Origin of the sequence: Croceicoccus sediminis (assembly GCF_007570835.1) — a bacterium.
Lineage (GTDB): Bacteria > Pseudomonadota > Alphaproteobacteria > Sphingomonadales > Sphingomonadaceae > Croceicoccus > Croceicoccus sediminis.
On record NZ_SUNC01000001.1, the window covers coordinates 329,894 to 347,072 of the forward strand.

Annotated in this window: 17 protein-coding genes; 9 read left to right on the top strand and 8 right to left on the bottom strand. The window is 62.9% G+C overall.

Annotated features, from left to right (window positions below; all coding sequences use genetic code 11):
• Positions 1-3: 3 nt before the first annotated feature.
• The 4 genes from FAX90_RS01370 to FAX90_RS01385 form a co-directional block, all read right to left on the bottom strand.
• Complete coding sequence (locus FAX90_RS01370; RefSeq protein ID WP_144094837.1) at positions 4-909, bottom strand: TraB/GumN family protein; 906 nt, start codon at positions 907-909, stop codon at positions 4-6.
• Positions 910-970: 61 nt separating this feature from the next.
• Positions 971-1,615: a hypothetical protein gene (locus FAX90_RS01375; RefSeq protein WP_144094839.1), complete on the bottom strand. Its 645-nt coding sequence runs from the start codon at positions 1,613-1,615 to the stop codon at positions 971-973.
• Positions 1,602-1,799, bottom strand: a complete 198-nt coding sequence (locus FAX90_RS01380; RefSeq protein ID WP_144094841.1) for a helix-turn-helix transcriptional regulator — start codon at positions 1,797-1,799, stop codon at positions 1,602-1,604. The genes FAX90_RS01375 and FAX90_RS01380 overlap by 14 nt, the downstream gene beginning before the upstream one ends.
• Positions 1,796-2,212: a hypothetical protein gene (locus FAX90_RS01385; protein WP_205700604.1), complete on the bottom strand. Its 417-nt coding sequence runs from the start codon at positions 2,210-2,212 to the stop codon at positions 1,796-1,798. The genes FAX90_RS01380 and FAX90_RS01385 overlap by 4 nt, the downstream gene beginning before the upstream one ends.
• Positions 2,213-2,381: 169 nt before the next feature.
• Between FAX90_RS01385 and FAX90_RS01390 the strand changes: the two genes are divergently transcribed.
• From FAX90_RS01390 to ppdK, 3 genes are all read left to right on the top strand, one after another.
• Complete coding sequence (locus FAX90_RS01390; protein ID WP_144094845.1) at positions 2,382-3,281, top strand: glycine--tRNA ligase subunit alpha; 900 nt, start codon at positions 2,382-2,384, stop codon at positions 3,279-3,281.
• Positions 3,278-5,416, top strand: a complete 2,139-nt coding sequence (gene glyS / locus FAX90_RS01395; RefSeq protein WP_144094846.1) for a glycine--tRNA ligase subunit beta — start codon at positions 3,278-3,280, stop codon at positions 5,414-5,416. Before FAX90_RS01390 ends, glyS begins: the two co-directional genes overlap by 4 nt.
• A gap of 106 nt (positions 5,417-5,522) precedes the next feature.
• Complete coding sequence (gene ppdK / locus FAX90_RS01400) at positions 5,523-8,189, top strand: pyruvate, phosphate dikinase (protein ID WP_144094849.1); 2,667 nt, start codon at positions 5,523-5,525, stop codon at positions 8,187-8,189.
• A gap of 34 nt (positions 8,190-8,223) precedes the next feature.
• On the opposite strand, the gene FAX90_RS01405 is transcribed toward ppdK, so the two are convergent.
• A complete protein-coding gene (locus tag FAX90_RS01405) occupies positions 8,224-8,946 on the bottom strand; it encodes a methyltransferase domain-containing protein (RefSeq protein ID WP_240704661.1) in 723 nt (240 codons plus the stop codon).
• A 140-nt stretch (positions 8,947-9,086) separates the two neighbouring features.
• On the opposite strand from FAX90_RS01405, the gene FAX90_RS01410 reads away from it, so the two are divergent.
• The 4 genes from FAX90_RS01410 to FAX90_RS01425 all read left to right on the top strand — a co-directional run bounded on the left by FAX90_RS01410 (position 9,087) and on the right by FAX90_RS01425 (position 12,810).
• Entirely contained in the window at positions 9,087-9,890 is an 804-nt protein-coding gene (locus FAX90_RS01410) for a ComF family protein (protein ID WP_144094853.1), read from the top strand.
• Between the two features lie 305 nt (positions 9,891-10,195).
• Entirely contained in the window at positions 10,196-10,561 is a 366-nt protein-coding gene (gene hisI / locus FAX90_RS01415; protein WP_144094855.1) for a phosphoribosyl-AMP cyclohydrolase, read from the top strand.
• A 31-nt stretch (positions 10,562-10,592) separates the two neighbouring features.
• Positions 10,593-11,003 carry a MerR family transcriptional regulator gene (locus FAX90_RS01420; protein WP_144094858.1) on the top strand — a complete coding sequence of 137 codons (411 nt, stop codon included), beginning with the start codon at positions 10,593-10,595 and terminating at the stop codon, positions 11,001-11,003.
• Between the two features lies 1 nt (position 11,004).
• On the top strand, positions 11,005-12,810 hold the full coding sequence (locus FAX90_RS01425; RefSeq protein ID WP_144094860.1) for an acyl-CoA dehydrogenase C-terminal domain-containing protein: 1,806 nt from the start codon (positions 11,005-11,007) through the stop codon (positions 12,808-12,810).
• A 16-nt stretch (positions 12,811-12,826) separates the two neighbouring features.
• Here the strand turns inward: FAX90_RS01425 and cysK are convergent, their stop codons facing one another.
• From cysK to FAX90_RS01440, 3 genes are read right to left on the bottom strand one after another with little or no spacing between them, the layout of a single operon-like run.
• Positions 12,827-13,744, bottom strand: a complete 918-nt coding sequence (gene cysK, locus FAX90_RS01430; RefSeq protein ID WP_144094862.1) for a cysteine synthase A — start codon at positions 13,742-13,744, stop codon at positions 12,827-12,829.
• A 33-nt stretch (positions 13,745-13,777) separates the two neighbouring features.
• Positions 13,778-15,061, bottom strand: coding sequence for an MFS transporter (locus FAX90_RS01435; RefSeq protein ID WP_240704662.1), 1,284 nt, complete (start codon positions 15,059-15,061; stop codon positions 13,778-13,780).
• Position 15,062: 1 nt separating this feature from the next.
• Positions 15,063-15,713: a carbonic anhydrase gene (locus FAX90_RS01440; RefSeq protein WP_144094864.1), complete on the bottom strand. Its 651-nt coding sequence runs from the start codon at positions 15,711-15,713 to the stop codon at positions 15,063-15,065.
• Between the two features lie 57 nt (positions 15,714-15,770).
• Between FAX90_RS01440 and lipA the strand changes: the two genes are divergently transcribed.
• Together lipA and FAX90_RS01450 are read left to right on the top strand one after the other, a co-directional pair.
• Positions 15,771-16,721 carry a lipoyl synthase gene (lipA, locus tag FAX90_RS01445; protein WP_144094866.1) on the top strand — a complete coding sequence of 317 codons (951 nt, stop codon included), beginning with the start codon at positions 15,771-15,773 and terminating at the stop codon, positions 16,719-16,721.
• A 12-nt stretch (positions 16,722-16,733) separates the two neighbouring features.
• Positions 16,734-17,177: a type II toxin-antitoxin system RatA family toxin gene (locus FAX90_RS01450; protein ID WP_144094868.1), complete on the top strand. Its 444-nt coding sequence runs from the start codon at positions 16,734-16,736 to the stop codon at positions 17,175-17,177.
• Positions 17,178-17,179 lie beyond the last annotated feature (2 nt).

Sequence of the window (17,179 nt, forward strand, 5' to 3'; positions counted from 1 at the left end):
ACCTCAATACTCGATTCGAGTAGCGGTCAGGCCCTTGGCGGACAGCATGGACTGCACGCTGTCGTCGCCCGAAAGGTGGCCTGCGCCAACCGCCACAAAGACGGTGCCGGGTGCCTTCATGCGGGTGTCGATCCACTCTGCCCATGCGGCATTGCGGTTCTTCAGCAGCACTTCGTGAAGCTTGGGCGTGTCTTCCATGCCTTCGTTGAGCAGTTCGGCGGTCGCCGCCGTGTCACCCATGGCCCAAGCCTTTTCCATGTCCGCGAAAGTCTGCTGCATTTCGCCCATGTCGTCGACTCCCGACATCAGGAACGCGACCTGGTCTTCCTGGCTGAGCCCAGTGAAAAAGCCCATCTGCTGTTCGAAGGTTTCGAGGCCGACCATCTGCATCGCGCGTTCGGTCGCCGCTTCCTGAAGGACCTGTTCGGCGCCTGCTTCGGCGGAATAGCCCAGCTGCTGCAGCGGCGCGGTGGCCAGTGTCACGCCGGCAAACCACGGCTGCATCGGTTCAAGCGCCTGCGCCGGAAGCCCGATCGACGATGCCGCGGCTTCGAAACGGGCATATTGATCCGGGGTCAGGACCTTCGAAAGGCCGTTGCCCGGCTTTGCAAGCGCGGCGCTTTGCACGAAGCCTGCCATTTCTTCCGGCGGCGGGGGGAGCATTTCGAGAACAAGCTCATCCGATTTGCCGAATGCCTCGGAAACCGCGTCGTCGAACCAGACCAGGTCGGTCTTCAGCGCATGCATCGTGCCGAACAGGTAGATCGTGGTGTCGTCATCGGACAGGACCCAAAGCGCGGGATCGGCATCGGACCGGTCGAGAACCGCCTCTTCGGCATAAGCGGGCGAACCCAGGCCGAGCAGCGCGGCAAACGGCGCCAGTTTGCGGAACATGGACTTCAAATTCATGGCAACCCTCTTTTGGCTAGAGCGAATATATGGTCGAAGGGGATGAACGAAAAGTGACGGATCAAAAGTATCGCTTCCAGATCCACACGGCGGACCACACCACCATCGTCATTAGGAAGATGGGCATAGCTTCGACCGGGGTGGCCAGCCCGCCCTTGGCGAGCACCCACCACGCTGCGGTCAGGGCGATGTTGCAGTTGAGCGCCACGAGCGCGCCAATCGAATAGGCAGCAGCCTCATGTTCATCGAGCGCGCGGAACCAGACGAGCGTCAGGACCGGGACGACCACCAGCGCACAGACCGCAAGGATCACGGCGACCGTCGGCGAAATGTCGTCACCGGACACCAGGGGGCTGCGACCCGACTCGCCAACGCTGAGCATAATGCCGATCGCCACGCCCAGAGCCAGTGACACCACCGTCAGCATGCGGGCACGCCGCGTGCTTTTGCCGACCGGCTCTGCAAAGATGCCTCGGATCATTCGAAAAGCCTGCCAGAACAGCAAGACGCCGATAACGAGGCATGCCGTGCCGATAAGGCCGGCGCGTATCGACAGGCTGCCCTTTTCCAGCCCTGCCGTGGTTATGCCGGTCACGATGCCGATGCAGAACAGGCCGCCAAGACTTGCGAGCGTGGCAAGGATGGTCTTCGCGACGGGAGAATGGCCGAAACCGTGTTCGGCGGCGGGATCGTTATGCGTTACCATCGTCGAAAATGTCCTCAATCTTCATGTCGAACAGACGGGCGATGCGAAAGGCGAGGGGAAGCGACGGATCGTGCTTTCCGGTCTCGATCGCGTTCACGGCCTGTCGCGATACGTCCAGCCGGGCGCCAAGTTCGGCCTGGCTCCACTGCCGCTCGGCGCGCAGCACTCTCAATCGGTTGTTCACGCCCGTGTCCGCAGCCAGCGCCAGTGGAAAGCGGCATAGAAGGCCAGCAGCGCCAGCGCCGCCTTGTGCAAGCCAAAGCCGTTCGGCGGCGTCGCGTCGAAGGTCGGGCCTGTGATCGACGCGCCAGTCAGGGCGGCAATCAGGTAGGGCAGGAAGAACAGGACGACGACCGCGGCAAAGCAGGCCACAGTGCCCGCGTTGAAAAGGACTTCCATGAATTCGTCAGTGCGGCGGCGCAGCGCGATCGCGACAAGGCTGGCTAACAGCATTCCGACCGACAGCCCTTTCACGAAGTCGGGCCAGCCGAAATCGTAGGCAACGATGTTGAGTAGTGTCGCGAAGCCACCAAGATGCGCGGCGGTCATGAACGCACGAGCACGCCGATCGGTTGAGGAGCGGAAGGGAAGAACCATCGAACAAACTCTTTCTTTGTAAGGTATGCCTGACACAATGTCGCGATTCGCTGACATTGTCAAGATAACCTGACATTACGTCACGATTGCATGACAAGACGCGGTAGCTGTCAGGATTGAGACGCAAGCGCCATTGACGCCCTTGACGCCACGCGTCATTGCCCCGCGCATGACACGCGATCCGACCCGATCCTTTCAGGACATGATCCTCGCCCTCCACGATTTCTGGAGCGCGAAGGGATGCCTCATTCTTCAGCCCTATGACATGCGCATGGGCGCAGGGACCTTCCACCCGGCAACGACGCTGCGCGCGCTTGGCCCCGAACCGTGGAATGCCGCCTTCGTGCAGCCCTGCCGCCGCCCGACCGACGGCCGCTATGGCGAGAACCCGAACCGGCTTCAGCATTATTACCAGTATCAGGTGATCCTGAAGCCGAGCCCGCCTGAGATTCAGGACTGGTATCTCGACAGCCTGCGCGTCATCGGGATCGACCCGTTGAAGCACGACATCCGGTTCGTCGAAGACGACTGGGAAAGCCCGACTCTGGGCGCCTGGGGTCTTGGCTGGGAAGTCTGGTGCGACGGGATGGAAGTGACGCAGTTCACGTACTTCCAGCAGATGGGCGGCTTCGACTGCAAGCCGGTCGCCGGTGAGCTGACGTACGGGCTGGAACGTCTCGCCATGTACATTCAGGGCGTCGACAACGTCTATGACCTTGCCTTCAACCAGCAGGGCGTTTCCTATGGCGACGTTTTCCTTGAAAACGAGCGCCAGATGTCGACCTGGAACTTCGAGGTTGCCGACACCGACGCGCTGTTCGACTTGTTCCGCAAGGCATCGGCAGAGTGCAAGCTTTGCCTCGAAAAGGGCCTGCCGATCCCCGCCTACGAACAGGCGATCGAGGCGAGCCACGTGTTCAATCTTCTTCAGGCGCGCGGCGTGATTTCCGTGCAGGAACGCGCCAGTTACATGGCGCAGGTCCGCGATCTCGCGCGCGGTTCGTGCGAGGCGTACATGGCGAAGTATTCCGACCAGTGGGCCGAAGCTTATCCGGAGTGGGCAGCATGACGGACTTTCTGCTCGAACTGCGCTGCGAGGAAATTCCCGCCCGTATGCAGGCCGGTGCCCGCGCAGATCTGGAACGCCTCTTCCGTGAACAGATGAGCGCGGCGGGCGTCGATCACGGTGCAATCACGGTCTGGTCGACCCCGCGCCGCCTGGCCCTTGTCGTCGCCGACATGCCCGAACGGACCGAGGCAGTCAGCGAAGAGGCCAAGGGGCCGCCCGAGGGCGCGCCGGATCAGGCCATCGACGGCTTCTGCAAGAAGAACGGCGTGACGCGTGACCAGCTGGAAGTGCGCGACGTAAAGGGCCGTGCGACCTATTTCGCGGTGAAGAACATTCCGGGCCGCGACGTGAAGGACGTTCTGGCCGACGCGATCCCCGCGATCGTGCGTGCATTTCCCTGGCCCAAGTCGATGCGCTGGGGCGCTGCTTCGATCAGCACGGAGAGCCTGCGCTGGGTCCGTCCGCTTTCGGGCATCGTGGCGATCCTGGGCGAACAACTGGTCGAGTGTGAAGTCGGCGGCGTTGTCTCGGGCTATGCAACACTGGGCCACAGGTTCCACCATAGCGGCGAGATCACCATCGGCGGGGCCGACGACTATGTCGAAAAGCTGCGTGCCTGCCACGTCGTCGTCGACCACGCAGAACGTCAGGACCTCGTCCGTTCACAGGCCAAGGACGCGGCGAGCGCGGCCGGACTGGTTCTGGTCGAGGACGAAGGACTGGTGATCGAGAACGCAGGGCTTACCGAATGGCCCGCGCCGCTTTTGGGCCGGTTCGACGAAAGCTTCCTCGACGTGCCGCCCGAGGTCATTCAGCTGACCGCGCGCACGAACCAGAAATACTTCGTGTGCAACGACGCGGACGGCAATCTGGCCAACGCCTTCGTCTGTACAGCGAACATCGCGGCGGACGATCCGGCGGTGATCGTGGACGGCAACCGCAAGGTCCTCGCCGCCCGCCTGTCGGACGCGCGCTTCTTCTGGGAAGTCGACCAGAAGACGGCGCTGGCCGAACACGCCAAGAAGCTGGAGCGGATCACCTTCCATGAAAAGCTGGGCACCGTGGCGGACAAGGTCCGGCGCGTTGCCAAGCTGGCCGATTGGCTGGTCTTCGACGCCAAGGCGCCCAACGGCGATCATAAACTCGCCCGTAGGGCAGCGGAGCTTTGCAAGGCCGATCTCGTGACCGAAATGGTCGGGGAATTTCCTGAGCTTCAGGGATTGATGGGCGGCTACTACGCCCGTGCCGAAGGTCTGCCCGACGAAGTCGCGGATGCCATCCGCGACCACTACAAGCCCGCGGGCCTGAACGACGAAGTGCCCACCGCGCCGACGACGGTGGCGGTCGCGCTGGCCGACCGGCTCGACAACCTTCTCAGCTTTTTCAAGATTGGCATTCTGCCGACAGGCTCGAAAGACCCGTTTGCGCTGCGCCGAGCGGCCTTGGGGTATTTGCGACTGGTCCAAGAAAACGGGCTCGAACTTTCGCTCGATACCGTCGTCCATGCCTGGGAAGGCCGCCCGCACGCGGCGCTGGCCGAAAAAATCTCTGAATTCCTGCTCGATCGACTCTCGGTCCAACTGAAGGATCAGGGCGTCCGACACGACTACATCGCCGCATCGCGCGAATGGAAAGGCCGTACCGACTTCCGCGTCGACCGGGTCGAGGCACGCGCACGCTCGCTAGCTGCATTCCTGACCGGCGAAGACGGTGCAAACCTGCTCGCCGGATACAAGCGCGCCGCAAACATCCTGAAAAAGGAAGGCTACGAAGGCACCGACCGCATCGCCAGCACGGGCGAGGAAGACCCGCTCGAAAACGTCGACGATCCGGCCATGCGCGAAATCTACGCCCAGCGTGGCAAGTCCGCCAGCTATGATCGCGAACCTTCCGAACAGGCATTGGTCGACGCGCTCGACCGGGCGGAACCGGCTGCGAACGCGGCAATCGCGGCAGAGGACTTCGGCGCGGCGATGGCTGCACTGGCAACGCTGCGTGCGCCGATCGACGCGTTCTTTGACGACGTGACGGTCAACGATCCGGACCCGGCAAAGCGGTCGGCAAGGCTTGCGCTTCTGGCGCAGTTCGTTGCTGCGGTGCACAAGGTGGCAGACTTTTCCAGAATCGAGGGCTGACTCTTTGCAATTGTAACACTACACGGGCGCCACTGAGGGAGAATTGAACCCGAACGTGTCGTTTTTGCTGCACTGCAGGGTATCGCAACAAGAGGTCAAAGGTATCATGACGCAATATGTCTACACCTTCGGAGGGAACGCGGTTTCGGACGATCCGCGGGCGAAGGACAAGACGGTCACCGGCGGCAAGGGCGCCAATCTGGCCGAAATGGCCTCGATCGGTCTTCCTGTTCCTCCGGGCTTCACGATCACCACCGAAATGTGCGTCAAATACCTTGCCGAAGGCGCGAATTTCGATGACGCGCTGCGCGCCGATGTCGGCTCTGCGCTGGGCCATATCGAACAGACCGTCGGCAAGAAATTCGGCGATGCGGCAGACCCGCTGCTCGTCTCCGTCCGTTCAGGTGCCCGCGTTTCGATGCCCGGCATGATGGACACCGTCCTCAACCTCGGCCTCAACGATGCGACGGTCGTCGGGCTTGCAAGCGTGTCGGGCGACGAACGCTTTGCCTGGGATTCGTACCGCCGCTTCATCCAGATGTATTCCGATGTCGTTCTCGGCCTCGACCACGGCCTGTTCGAGGAAGCTCTCGAAATCGCCAAGGAGGACAAGGGTTACTACAACGATATCGAGCTGACTTCCGATGACTGGAAGGCGCTGGTCGGCGAATACAAGGAAATCGCTGAGCGTGAGCTTGGCCACCCGTTCCCGCAGGACCCGACCGAACAGCTTTGGGGCGCGATCGAGGCGGTCTTCGCCAGCTGGGATTCGGACCGTGCGAAAGTCTATCGCCGGTTGAACGACATCCCGGGCGGCTGGGGCACGGCCGTCAACGTCCAGGCGATGGTCTTCGGCAACATGGGCGATACTTCGGCCACCGGCGTTGCCTTCACTCGCGATCCCGCGACGGGCGAGCGCGCCTATTACGGCGAATACCTGATCAACGCACAGGGCGAAGACGTCGTCGCCGGCATCCGCACGCCGCAGTACCTGACGAAGGCGGCGCGCGAGGCTGCGGGCGCGCAGGCCGAATCGATGGAAGAAGCGATGCCCGATGCCTACGGGCAGCTGGCGAGCGTGTTCGACATGCTCGAAAAGCACTATCGCGACATGCAGGACATCGAATTCACGGTCCAGCAGGGCAAGCTGTGGATGCTGCAGACCCGCAACGGCAAACGCACGGCGAAGGCCGCGCTGAAGATGGCTGTCGACATGGTGAGCGAAGGCCTGATCGACGAGGCGACCGCGATCGCCCGGATCGATCCCATGGCGCTCGACCAGCTTTTGCACCCCACGCTCGATCCCGATGCGCACCGTCATGTCCTGACCGTGGGCCTGCCCGCATCGCCGGGCGCGGCTTCGGGCAAGGTCGTGTTCGATGCCGATACCGCCGAAAACTTGGCCGACCGAGGCGAAGAGGTCATCCTCGTTCGTGTCGAGACGTCGCCTGAAGACATTCACGGCATGCACGCGGCACGGGGCATCCTGACAGCGCGTGGCGGTATGACCAGTCACGCGGCCGTCGTCGCCCGCGGCATGGGCCGTCCCTGCGTATCGGGAGCGTCCGCCCTGTCGATCGACCGCAAGACCAAGACCGCGCGCATCGGTTCGACCGAGATCAAGGAAGGCGATATCCTCACGCTCGACGGCGCTTCGGGCGAAGTCATGCTGGGCGCGGTTCCGACGATCGAACCCGAACTGGTCGGCGATTTCGCAACGCTCATGGAATGGGCCGACGCAAAGCGCCGCATGAAGGTCCGCACGAACGCCGAAACGCCCGCCGACTGCAAGATGGCGCGCCAGTTCGGTGCGGAGGGCATCGGCCTTTGCCGGACCGAGCACATGTTCTTCGACGCGGGCCGGATTTCCAGCGTGCGCCAGATGATCCTGGCCGAAGACAAGAAGGGCCGCGAGGCCGCGCTTGCCAAGCTGCTTCCCGAACAGCGCAGCGACTTCAAGGCGATCTTCACCGAGATGGCGGGGCTTCCCGTCACCATCCGCCTGCTCGACCCGCCGCTGCACGAATTCCTGCCGCAGGGCGATGCCGAGTTCGCGGAGCTGGCCGAAATTACCGGTTACGGCATCGATCACCTGAAGCGCCGTGCGGACGAACTGCACGAGTTCAACCCGATGCTGGGCCATCGTGGCTGCCGCCTTGGCATCACGTTCCCCGAAATCTACGAGATGCAGGCTCAGGCCATTTTCGAAGCGGCTATCGAAGTCGCGGTCGAAAGCGGCGAAGCGCCCGTTCCCGAGGTCATGATCCCGCTGGTCGCAACCAAGCGCGAACTGGCGATCCTCAAGGCACTGGTCGACAAGACCGCTGCCGAGGTGTTCGCGGCCAAGGGACGCACTCTGGACTATCTGGTCGGCACGATGATCGAACTTCCGCGCGCCGCACTGATGGCGGGCGAGATCGCAGAAGAAGGTGCGTTCTTCTCGTTCGGCACCAACGATCTGACGCAGACCACGCTCGGCGTCAGCCGTGACGATGCGGCACGGTTCCTCGGCCCCTACGTCGACAAGGGCATCTATCCGCGCGATCCGTTCGTCACGCTTGATATCGAGGGCGTCGGACAGCTTGTCGAACTGGCGGCAGAGCGCGGCCGGGCTACGCGCCCTGAAATCAAGCTGGGCATCTGCGGCGAACATGGCGGCGACCCGGCGTCTATCGCTTTCTGCGAGAAGGTCGGCCTCGATTACGTATCTGCGTCGCCCTACCGCGTGCCGATTGCCCGCCTGGCCGCTGCGCAGGCGGCGTTGAAAGCCTGACCGAACGGGGCTTCGCTAACCTTGCGGGGCCCGGTTATCCACGCGGCGCTGGGGTCCACCCGCTGAGCGTGACAACTTCGAACCGTTCGCGGATGAGGCCGTCTTCACCGGCTTCGTCCGCGAATGCGTTTCGGGCGCGCTGCAATCCGGCCTTGCTCACGGGCGGCCCCGGATCGGCCAGCACGTTGCCGAGGGCCTGCGCGCGCAAATCGCCGACCAGCTGGTCGAGGCTTTCAAAAGCGACGTCGAACCCCCAGCCATCGACGACGGGACTGGCATAGCCAAGCCGCGTCATCAATTGCCCCGCAGCGCGCACGTCGACTTGAGGATGGATCCGCGGGGCAGGGCGTTCGCCATCGCCCAGGAGCATCGCCTTGCGCAGGGCCGGCAGCGAACCGGCAGCCAGGAAGCTGGCGATCATCAACCCATCGGCGGCAAGCGCGCGGCGCATCAGGATGAGCGCACCGGGCAAATCGTTGACCGTGTCGAGGAGACCCAACGAAGCGATCAGGTCGTAAGGACCGCCGGCAATCGGCTTTTCCTCGTCGATCTCTTCGCCGAAATGCCCGCTCGGGTCCGCGACCTCGACCGTGCTGCCCTGATCGCGCAAATGCGCGGCAAATGCGCCGGTAACATCGCCGATGACCAGCGCGCGATCGAACGTGCGGTTAAGGAAGCCGAGACGGTCGATCGCATCCGCCGCGATTTCACGCGAGATCGTGGAAACCGCATCGCCGCGCTGGCGCAGGGCCGCCATGCGGGCGCGGGAGGCCAGCCGTCGACGGTTTGAAAAGATAACGGGCGGCGAGGGAGGGGTGTCCATGCGCGGACCTGTGCCGTGGATGGGGCAGGGGTGCAAGCTTGCAGCACAGGGGCCGGGCGGGCAATCATGACAAAGTGTCGTTTCGTCAGACCTTTGCGCCGATTCTGGACTTCGTCTATCCGCCGCGCTGCCCTGCTTGCGGCAACGGCATCGCGGGCGGTTCGCCTACGGGTGACGATGCGTTTTGTGCCCCGTGCTGGGGGAAGCTGCAATTACCCGGCCAGCCGTGGTGCGCGACTTGCCAACATCCGTTCGGAGCCGACCATTTCGGTGCCGAGGCGCAATGCGCACGCTGCCTTGCCGACACGCCGATGCATGATGGTATCGCTGCCGCTACGATCTACGGCGATGTCTCTCGAGAAATGGTATTGCACTTCAAGCACGGCGGCAGGATCGCGCTTGCTGGCCCCATGGGCCGGACCATCGCGGCGCGGATCGGGCAGATCGGCGGCGAAAACCCGCTGGTAACGCCGGTTCCCCTTCATCGCTGGCGGCTGTGGAAGCGTGGGTACAACCAGTCGGCGATGCTGGCGAAAGTCGTGGCAGGAACACTGGGGCTGGAATTTCGACCGGACCTGCTGCTGCGCCGCAAGGCTACGCCCAGTCTGGGCGGGCTGGACCCTGGGCAGAGGCGCGATGCGCTGAAAGGGGCCATCGCTTGCAATCCGCGGGTTGAGTTGGCCATTCGCGGCCGTAACATCATCCTTGTCGACGATGTCCTGACCAGCGGCGCGACCAGCGATGCCTGTGTCCGCGTGTTGAAAAAGGCAGGTGCGGATCGCGTTGTAATCGCGTGCTATGCCCGTGTGCGTCACGCACAAGATGTCCCAAAACGCGAAACGCCCGAGACCGTGGGCCTCGGGCGTCCGCGTGACTGACCGGTTAAGCGCTACAGGGATCCCGCCGATCCCGAGCTGCCATCCGGCCCCTCTTTTAGGTGATACCCCCCGGTATCACCGATCCCTGAACGTTGACCGCTTCAGAGGACGTCCTGGACAACGTCTACCGCTCTTTCGAGCGGGTCCGGCTCCCTCAAGCCGTGGGCGCCTTGTGCCCTAGTGATGGGGGTCGTGGAAGGATTCATTGCGTTCGACCATGGAAATTATGCAACGCTGTGCCTATCGTGCAACAGGCGCTATGTGGCGCATATGTCGCTACCTCTTTTCGAATCTTGCGAGGCCCCATGACGACCGATACCGTCGAGACCACTGACCAGTTCAAGCCCCGTTTCGACGAGAAGGGGCTGATCACCGCGGTCTGCGTCGATGCTGATGGCGGACAGGTGCTGATGGTCGCGCACATGAACGAAGACGCGCTGAAATTGACCCGAGATACCGGATTTGCGCATTTCTGGTCGCGTTCGCGGGGCAAGCTTTGGAAGAAGGGCGAGACGTCGGGGCACGTCCTTCGACTGGTGGAGATGCTGGTCGACTGCGATCAGGATTGCCTTGTCCTGCGGGTCGATGCCGCCGGGCCTGCCTGTCACACCAATGCGCCGACCTGTTTCTATCGCCGGGTGACGAGCGAGGGGCTCGAGCGAATCTCTTGACGTTGACGTAAGCGTAAATTAAATCAGCGGCATGACAGATCGTGCCGCCGCCTCCGATGACAGGACATGGACCATTGCCGAATTGTCGGCAGAGTATGGCATCACGGCGCGTGCCCTTCGCTTTTATGAAGAGCAGGGGCTGATCTTCCCCGAGCGTATCGGAACCCAGCGGATCTATTCTGCGCGCGATCATGCACGCCTGCGCTGGATCGAACGCGCCAAGAGCGTCGGGTTCTCGCTCAAGGAAGTGGGCGAGATGCTCGATCTCTACGATCTCGACGACGGACGGACGACGCAGCGCAAGGTGACGCTGGAGCGTTGCCATGAACAGCTCGCGAAGCTCGAACGTCAGAAACAGGACATTGATTGGGCCATGGGCGTGCTTCACGAATTCATCGACAGCGTGAACAGCAGGCTGAACCTGGCCAAGCGAGAGGATTGAAATGCCTACTTATACTGCCCCCGTTCGCGACACGCGCTTCGTGCTGGAAAACGTGATCAACCTGCCTGGCATGGCAGGAAAGCCCGGTTTCGAGGATTTCGACGCCGACATGATCTTGCCGATCCTTGAAGAGGCGGGCCGCTTTTTCGCCGAAGTCGTCGCCCCCACGAACTTTCCTTCCGATCGGCAGGGCTGCACCCGCAACGACGACGGTTCGGTCACCACTCCCGACGGGTTCAAGGAGCTTTACGCCAAAGTGCTCGAATCCGGCTGGACGACGCTGGCGATGCCGGCCGAACACGGCGGGCAGGGGTTGCCTGGCGTTCTGGGTTTTGCCGTCGAGGAATATTTCACCTCCGCCAACATGGCGTTCGCGATGTATTTCGGCCTGACGTCCGGTGCGGTCGAGGCGATCGAGCTGCGCGGGTCGGAAGAACAGCGCGAGCTTTATCTTCCCAAGATGTCGAGCGGCGAATGGTCGGGCACCATGAATCTGACCGAACCGCATTGCGGCACCGACCTTGGCCTGCTGCGCACACGGGCAGAGCCGAACGACGATGGTTCGTACGCGATTACTGGCACCAAGATTTTCATCTCTTCGGGCGAACACGAACTGACGGACAATATCGTCCATCTTGTCCTGGCCCGGACGCCCGATGCGCCGAAGGGGACCAAGGGCATTTCGATGTTCATCGTGCCCAAGTTCATTCCCGATGCCGACGGGAATCCGGGGGAGCGCAATTCGCTTTCCTGCGGTTCGATCGAGGAAAAGATGGGCATTCACGCGAATTCCACCTGCGTGATGAACTACGACGGAGCCAAGGGCTTCCTGATCGGCGAGGAGAACAAGGGCCTTTCCGCCATGTTCATCATGATGAACGCGGCGCGCCTTTGGGTCGGTCTGCAGGGCTTTTCTCAGGCGGAGAACGCTTATCAGAACGGCGCCGCCTATGCGCTGGACCGCCGTCAGGGCAGGGCGTTGACCGGTCCGAAAGATCCGGGCGAAAGCGCGGACATGCTGATCGTGCATCCCGATGTGCGCCGCCTGTTGATGGACGCCCGCGCGCGGACCGAAGGCATGCGAGCGCTGGCCCTGTGGGTCGCGCTGAACGGCGATATCGCCAAGCACGCAACCGGTGAAGACGAACGGCAGGCCGCCGACGACATGGTCCAGCTGCTGACGCCCGTGGTGAAAGCCATCGGTACCGACATCGGCATGCGTGTCGCACAGGACATGCAGCAGGTCTGGGGCGGCCACGGCTACATCGCCGAAAACGGCATGGAGCAGTTCGTCCGCGATGCCCGCATTACGCAGATCTACGAAGGCGCGAACGGCGTTCAGGCGATGGACCTTGTCGGTCGCAAGCTGCCGATGCATGGCGGGCGCGCGATCCAGTCGTTCTTCGCGATGGTCGACAAGGATATCGCCGCAGCTGCGGGCAACGACAAGGTCGCGGAACTTGCGACCGCGCTTGAGAAGGCGAATGGCGAACTGAAGGCTGCATCGATGTGGCTGATGCAGAACGCCGCTGCCAATCCGAACAATGCCGGGTCGGCGGCCTATCACTACATGGAAATTCTGGGCCTGGTTTCGATGGGCTGGATGTGGCTGCGCTCAGCCATGGCCGCATCGGCGGCGCTTTCGGATGGGGCCGAAGACGCAGGCTTCATGGAAGCGAAAATCCTGACTGCCCGTCATTTCGCCGAATCGCACCTGCCCGAAGCGGGCGCGCTACGTCGCAAGCTTCAGGCAGGAGCCGAAACGATCATGGCCATGCCTGCCGAGGCCTTTGCCCGTATGGGCTGAGGCCCGGCAGCGCCGGTCATTCAGGCAGGAAGTCGGGTACCGAAAGGTAACGCTCGCCCGTATCGTAGTTGAAGCCCAGAACGCGTGCCCCAGCGGGCAGGCTTTCCAGCTTCTTCGCGATCGCGGTGAGCGTCGCGCCCGAACTGATCCCGACGAGCAGGCCTTCGGTCGACGCGCACTTGCGCGCCATTTCCTTGGCCTGGGCGGCGTCGACCGGAATGGCTCCGTCGATCGATCGCGTGTGGAGGTTTTCGGGAATGAAGCCCGCGCCGATCCCCTGGATGGGGTGAGGGCCCGGCTGTCCGCCCGAAATGACCGGCGAAAGTTCGGGCTCGACCGCATAGGCCTTCATCTCGGGCCAGGACTTTTTCAGCTCTTCAGCACAGCCGGTCAGGTGGCCGCCGGTGCCAACGCCCGTGATCATGACGTCGATCGGCGTATCGGCGAAATCGGCAAGGATTTCCCTGGCCGTGGTTTCGGCATGAATCTTCGGATTGGCGGCGTTTTCGAACTGCTGCGGCATCCAGCTTCCCGGCATTTCGTCCAGCAATTCCTGCGCCCGCGCCAGCGCGCCCTTCATGCCCAGTTCCCGCGGGGTAAGGTCGAACGTCGCGCCATAGGCCAGCATCAGGCGGCGGCGTTCGATCGACATCGAATCCGGCATGACGAGGATGAGCTTGTAGCCCTTCACCGCGGCGACCATCGCAAGACCGATGCCGGTATTGCCCGATGTCGGTTCGATGATCGTGCCGCCGGGGGAAAGATCGCCGGATGCTTCCGCCGCCTCGACCATGGCCAGGGCGATGCGGTCCTTGATCGACCCGCCTGGATTGGTGCGTTCGGACTTTACCCAGACTTCATGGTCGGGGAACATCCGAGAAAGCCGGATATGCGGCGTATTGCCGATCGTTGCCAGGACACTGTCTGCTTTCATGGATTGGCTCCTATCCCCATGTCCGATACCGGATCATTCGCGATAAACCGGAGCGAACGTGCGAGCGTTCCTGATCTCCGGAAAGGCGAAAGCCCATATAATCGTTACCAATACCGCGCCTGCGCCGCCAAACACAACCGCCCCCGTCGCGCCAAGGATGGCGGCGGCAATGCCGGATTGCAGTTCGCCCAGCTCGTTCGACGCGGAAATCGCCAGGCCGGATAGCGAGGACACGCGGCCGCGCATTTCATCGGGCGTGTTGAGCTGAACCAGCGATCCGCGCACGAAGACCGAGATCATGTCGGCCGCGCCCAAGATGAGCAGCAGGAAGAGGCTGAAGATCAAGTCGTAACTGAACCCGAAGACGGCGGTGGCAACACCATAGACGCCCACGGCCCAGAGCATCTTGACCCCGACGTTGTGTTCCATCGGCTTGACCGCGAGCCAGAGCGCGACAATCCCAGCTCCGGCCGCCGGGGCGGCGCGCATCCAGCCGAGCCCCTCCGGCCCGACTTGCAGGATATCGCGCGCGAAGACCGGCAAGAGCGCGGTTACGCCGCCCAGCAGGACGGCAAACAGGTCGAGCGAGATCGCGCCCAGCAGGAAACGGTCGTGCCAGACAAAGCGGAACCCCTCCGTAATCTGACGGACAGGGTGCTTCTTGCGGTCGACATCGGGCTTTCGCAGCGGTTTAATGAGCAGCACGAGCACCGAGCCAAGGCCGAGCAGCGCGACCGAGACGATATAGGGTAGCGACGGAAACACGGCATAGAGCATGCCGCCCGCCGCCGGACCCAGCACGCTGGCGAATTGCCAGGCAATGGCGTTGGTCGCGATGGCGCGCGGGATCATCGGCGCGGGCACGAGGTTCGGCGCCAGCGAATTCATCGCCGGACCGAAGAATATGCGCGCGACCCCGTGCAGCGCGGCGAGCGAGAATAGCAGCGGCAGGCTTAGGCTCTCGCTCCACGTCGCATAGCCGAGGGCAGCGGCGACGAACGAATCGATCCCCATCGACAGCGCGGCGACCTTGCGCCGGTCGAACCTGTCGGCGACGACACCGGAAATCGGCGTCAGGACGAACAGCGGGATGAACTGGACAAGGCCCAGGATGCCGAGCTGGAACGCGGCAGCGCTTCGGCTCATGCCATAGTCGGAACGCGCAACGTCATAGACCTGCCAGCCCAGCACGACGACCATCGACAGCGTCGCAATGACGCCGGCAAACCGGGTCAGCCAGAATATCCGGTAATCGCGTATCTGGAGCGGATGGCGCGGCAGTGGCACCCCGACCGCGGATTCGGTGGTATCTTCCAAGTCAGGCGACCGGCTGGAAGTTTCCGCTATCCTCGTCGAGCCAGTGGAGCACACCGTCCGAAATCGCGAAGAAGGCACCGCGCAGCCTCAGCTTGCCCTTGCCTTCCTTCACGTTGATGCAGGGGAAGGACCGCAGGTTTTCGATGGAGACACGGACCGCGGCCTGCTCCATCGCGCGTTCGGCCTTGCGCCCTTCGGTGCCATGTTCGGCGGCAACCGATTCGCGCGCCTCGTCCAGAAGGTCGATCCAGTCGGCGATGAAGCCACCCTTGCCGGGTTCTGCGCCCAGCATCTGCTGCGACAGCGCCGCCTGGCAACCGCCGCACATGCCGTGGCCCAGGACGACGATTTCCTCGACCTCCAACACCTGCACCGCAAATTCGAGAGCGGCGGACACGCCGTGATGGCCGGGCGTCGTCTCGAACGGGGGGACCATGGCGGCGACGTTGCGGACCACGAAGATTTCGCCGGGATCGACGTCGAACACCTGCGCGGGATCGACGCGGCTGTCGGAACAGGAAATGACCATGACCTTGGGCGATTGCCCGTCCTTGAGGCGCGCCCAGCGTTCATGCTGAGGATGCCACAGCTTTTCGCGAAAGCGCATATAGCCGGCGTTGAGGGCCTCGAAGGCAGAAGGAGAATCGGTCATGCGTTCCCTTTGCCGCCAAGCATTGCGGCTTGCAAGCGGTGGGCCTATGTGGGGGCCATGAACGAGATACCCGCCGCAGCAGACCTCAAGACCGAACAGCAGGCAGAACGCCGTCGCAAGCCCGACTGGATTCGCGTGAAAGCGCCGACCAGCAAGGGGTATGCGGAAACGCGCCGCCTGATGCGTGACCTGAAGCTCAACACCGTGTGTGAAGAGGCCGCTTGCCCGAACATCGGCGAATGCTGGACCAAGAAGCATGCGACCGTGATGATCCTGGGCGACGTGTGCACGCGTGCCTGCCGCTTCTGCAACGTGAAGACTGGCATGCCGCGCACGGTCGATCCGATGGAGCCGGTGAACGTCGCGACCGCAGCGGCGGAAATGGGCCTTGAGCACATCGTCATCACCTCGGTCGATCGCGACGATCTGCCCGATGGCGGGGCAGGGCACTTCGTCAAGGTGATCGAGGAACTGCGCGCCCGCACTCCGAATACCACGATCGAGATCCTGACGCCGGATTTCCGCGGCAAGATGAAGAAGGCGATCGCCGCAATCGTCGAAGCGCGCCCGGACGTGTTCAATCACAACCTTGAAACCGTGCCGCGCCTTTACCCGACGGTACGTCCCGGTGCGCGTTACTACGCGTCGCTGCGCCTGCTGGAAGAAGTGAAAAACATCGATCCGTCGATCTTCACGAAAAGCGGCATCATGCTGGGCCTTGGCGAACAGCGACTGGAAATCCACCAGGTGATGGATGACATGCGCAGCGCCGACATCGACTTCCTGACGATGGGTCAGTACCTGCAGCCGACGCCGAAGCATCACAAGGTTATCGACTTCGTGACGCCGCAGCAGTTCGATGCGCTGGGTTCGATCGCGCGGGCGAAAGGCTTTCTGCAAGTCGCGTCCAGCCCTCTGACCCGGTCGAGCTATCATGCTGGTGACGACTTTGCCGAAATGCGCGCCGCGCGCGAGGCGAAGCTCGCCAAGGCCGCCGCCCGCAGCTGAGAACCCGAAGCGATGCCGTCCATTCGCGAGAGCCGCGAGCTACCCTATAGTGCCGACCAGATGTTCGCCCTTGTCGCGGATGTCGGTCGCTATGCCGAATTCCTGCCATGGGTCGTGGCGACCCGCGTGCGTTCCGACAGCGACACGGAAATGGTGGCCGACATGATGGTGGGCTTCAAGGCGCTGCGCGAAAAGTTCACGTCGAAGGTCCACAAGGAACGGCCAACGAAGATCGTCGTCGAATATGTCGATGGACCGCTGAGCCGGCTTGAAAACGCATGGCACTTCGAACCGCTTACCGAGACCAGCTGCCGGATCGACTTCTGCGTCGATTTCACGTTTCGCAATTCGGTGTTCGAGGCGCTGGCGGGCCAGTATCTCGACCGCGCCTTTCGCAAGATGGTCGGCGCATTTGAACAGCGTGCACGCGACCTATACGGCCCGCCTGCCGCCTGATG

Coding starts and splice junctions, on each gene's coding strand:
- FAX90_RS01370 (WP_144094837.1), bottom strand. CDS start 909: ATGAATTTGAAGTCCATGTTCCGCAAACTGGCGCCGTTTGCCGCGCTG.
- FAX90_RS01375 (WP_144094839.1), bottom strand. CDS start 1,615: ATGGTAACGCATAACGATCCCGCCGCCGAACACGGTTTCGGCCATTCT.
- FAX90_RS01385 (WP_205700604.1), bottom strand. CDS start 2,212: ATGGTTCTTCCCTTCCGCTCCTCAACCGATCGGCGTGCTCGTGCGTTC.
- FAX90_RS01390 (WP_144094845.1), top strand. CDS start 2,382: ATGACACGCGATCCGACCCGATCCTTTCAGGACATGATCCTCGCCCTC.
- glyS (WP_144094846.1), top strand. CDS start 3,278: ATGACGGACTTTCTGCTCGAACTGCGCTGCGAGGAAATTCCCGCCCGT.
- ppdK (WP_144094849.1), top strand. CDS start 5,523: ATGACGCAATATGTCTACACCTTCGGAGGGAACGCGGTTTCGGACGAT.
- FAX90_RS01405 (WP_240704661.1), bottom strand. CDS start 8,946: ATGGCGGCCCTGCGCCAGCGCGGCGATGCGGTTTCCACGATCTCGCGT.
- hisI (WP_144094855.1), top strand. CDS start 10,196: ATGACGACCGATACCGTCGAGACCACTGACCAGTTCAAGCCCCGTTTC.
- FAX90_RS01420 (WP_144094858.1), top strand. CDS start 10,593: ATGACAGATCGTGCCGCCGCCTCCGATGACAGGACATGGACCATTGCC.
- FAX90_RS01425 (WP_144094860.1), top strand. CDS start 11,005: ATGCCTACTTATACTGCCCCCGTTCGCGACACGCGCTTCGTGCTGGAA.
- cysK (WP_144094862.1), bottom strand. CDS start 13,744: ATGAAAGCAGACAGTGTCCTGGCAACGATCGGCAATACGCCGCATATC.
- FAX90_RS01440 (WP_144094864.1), bottom strand. CDS start 15,713: ATGACCGATTCTCCTTCTGCCTTCGAGGCCCTCAACGCCGGCTATATG.
- lipA (WP_144094866.1), top strand. CDS start 15,771: ATGAACGAGATACCCGCCGCAGCAGACCTCAAGACCGAACAGCAGGCA.
- FAX90_RS01450 (WP_144094868.1), top strand. CDS start 16,734: ATGCCGTCCATTCGCGAGAGCCGCGAGCTACCCTATAGTGCCGACCAG.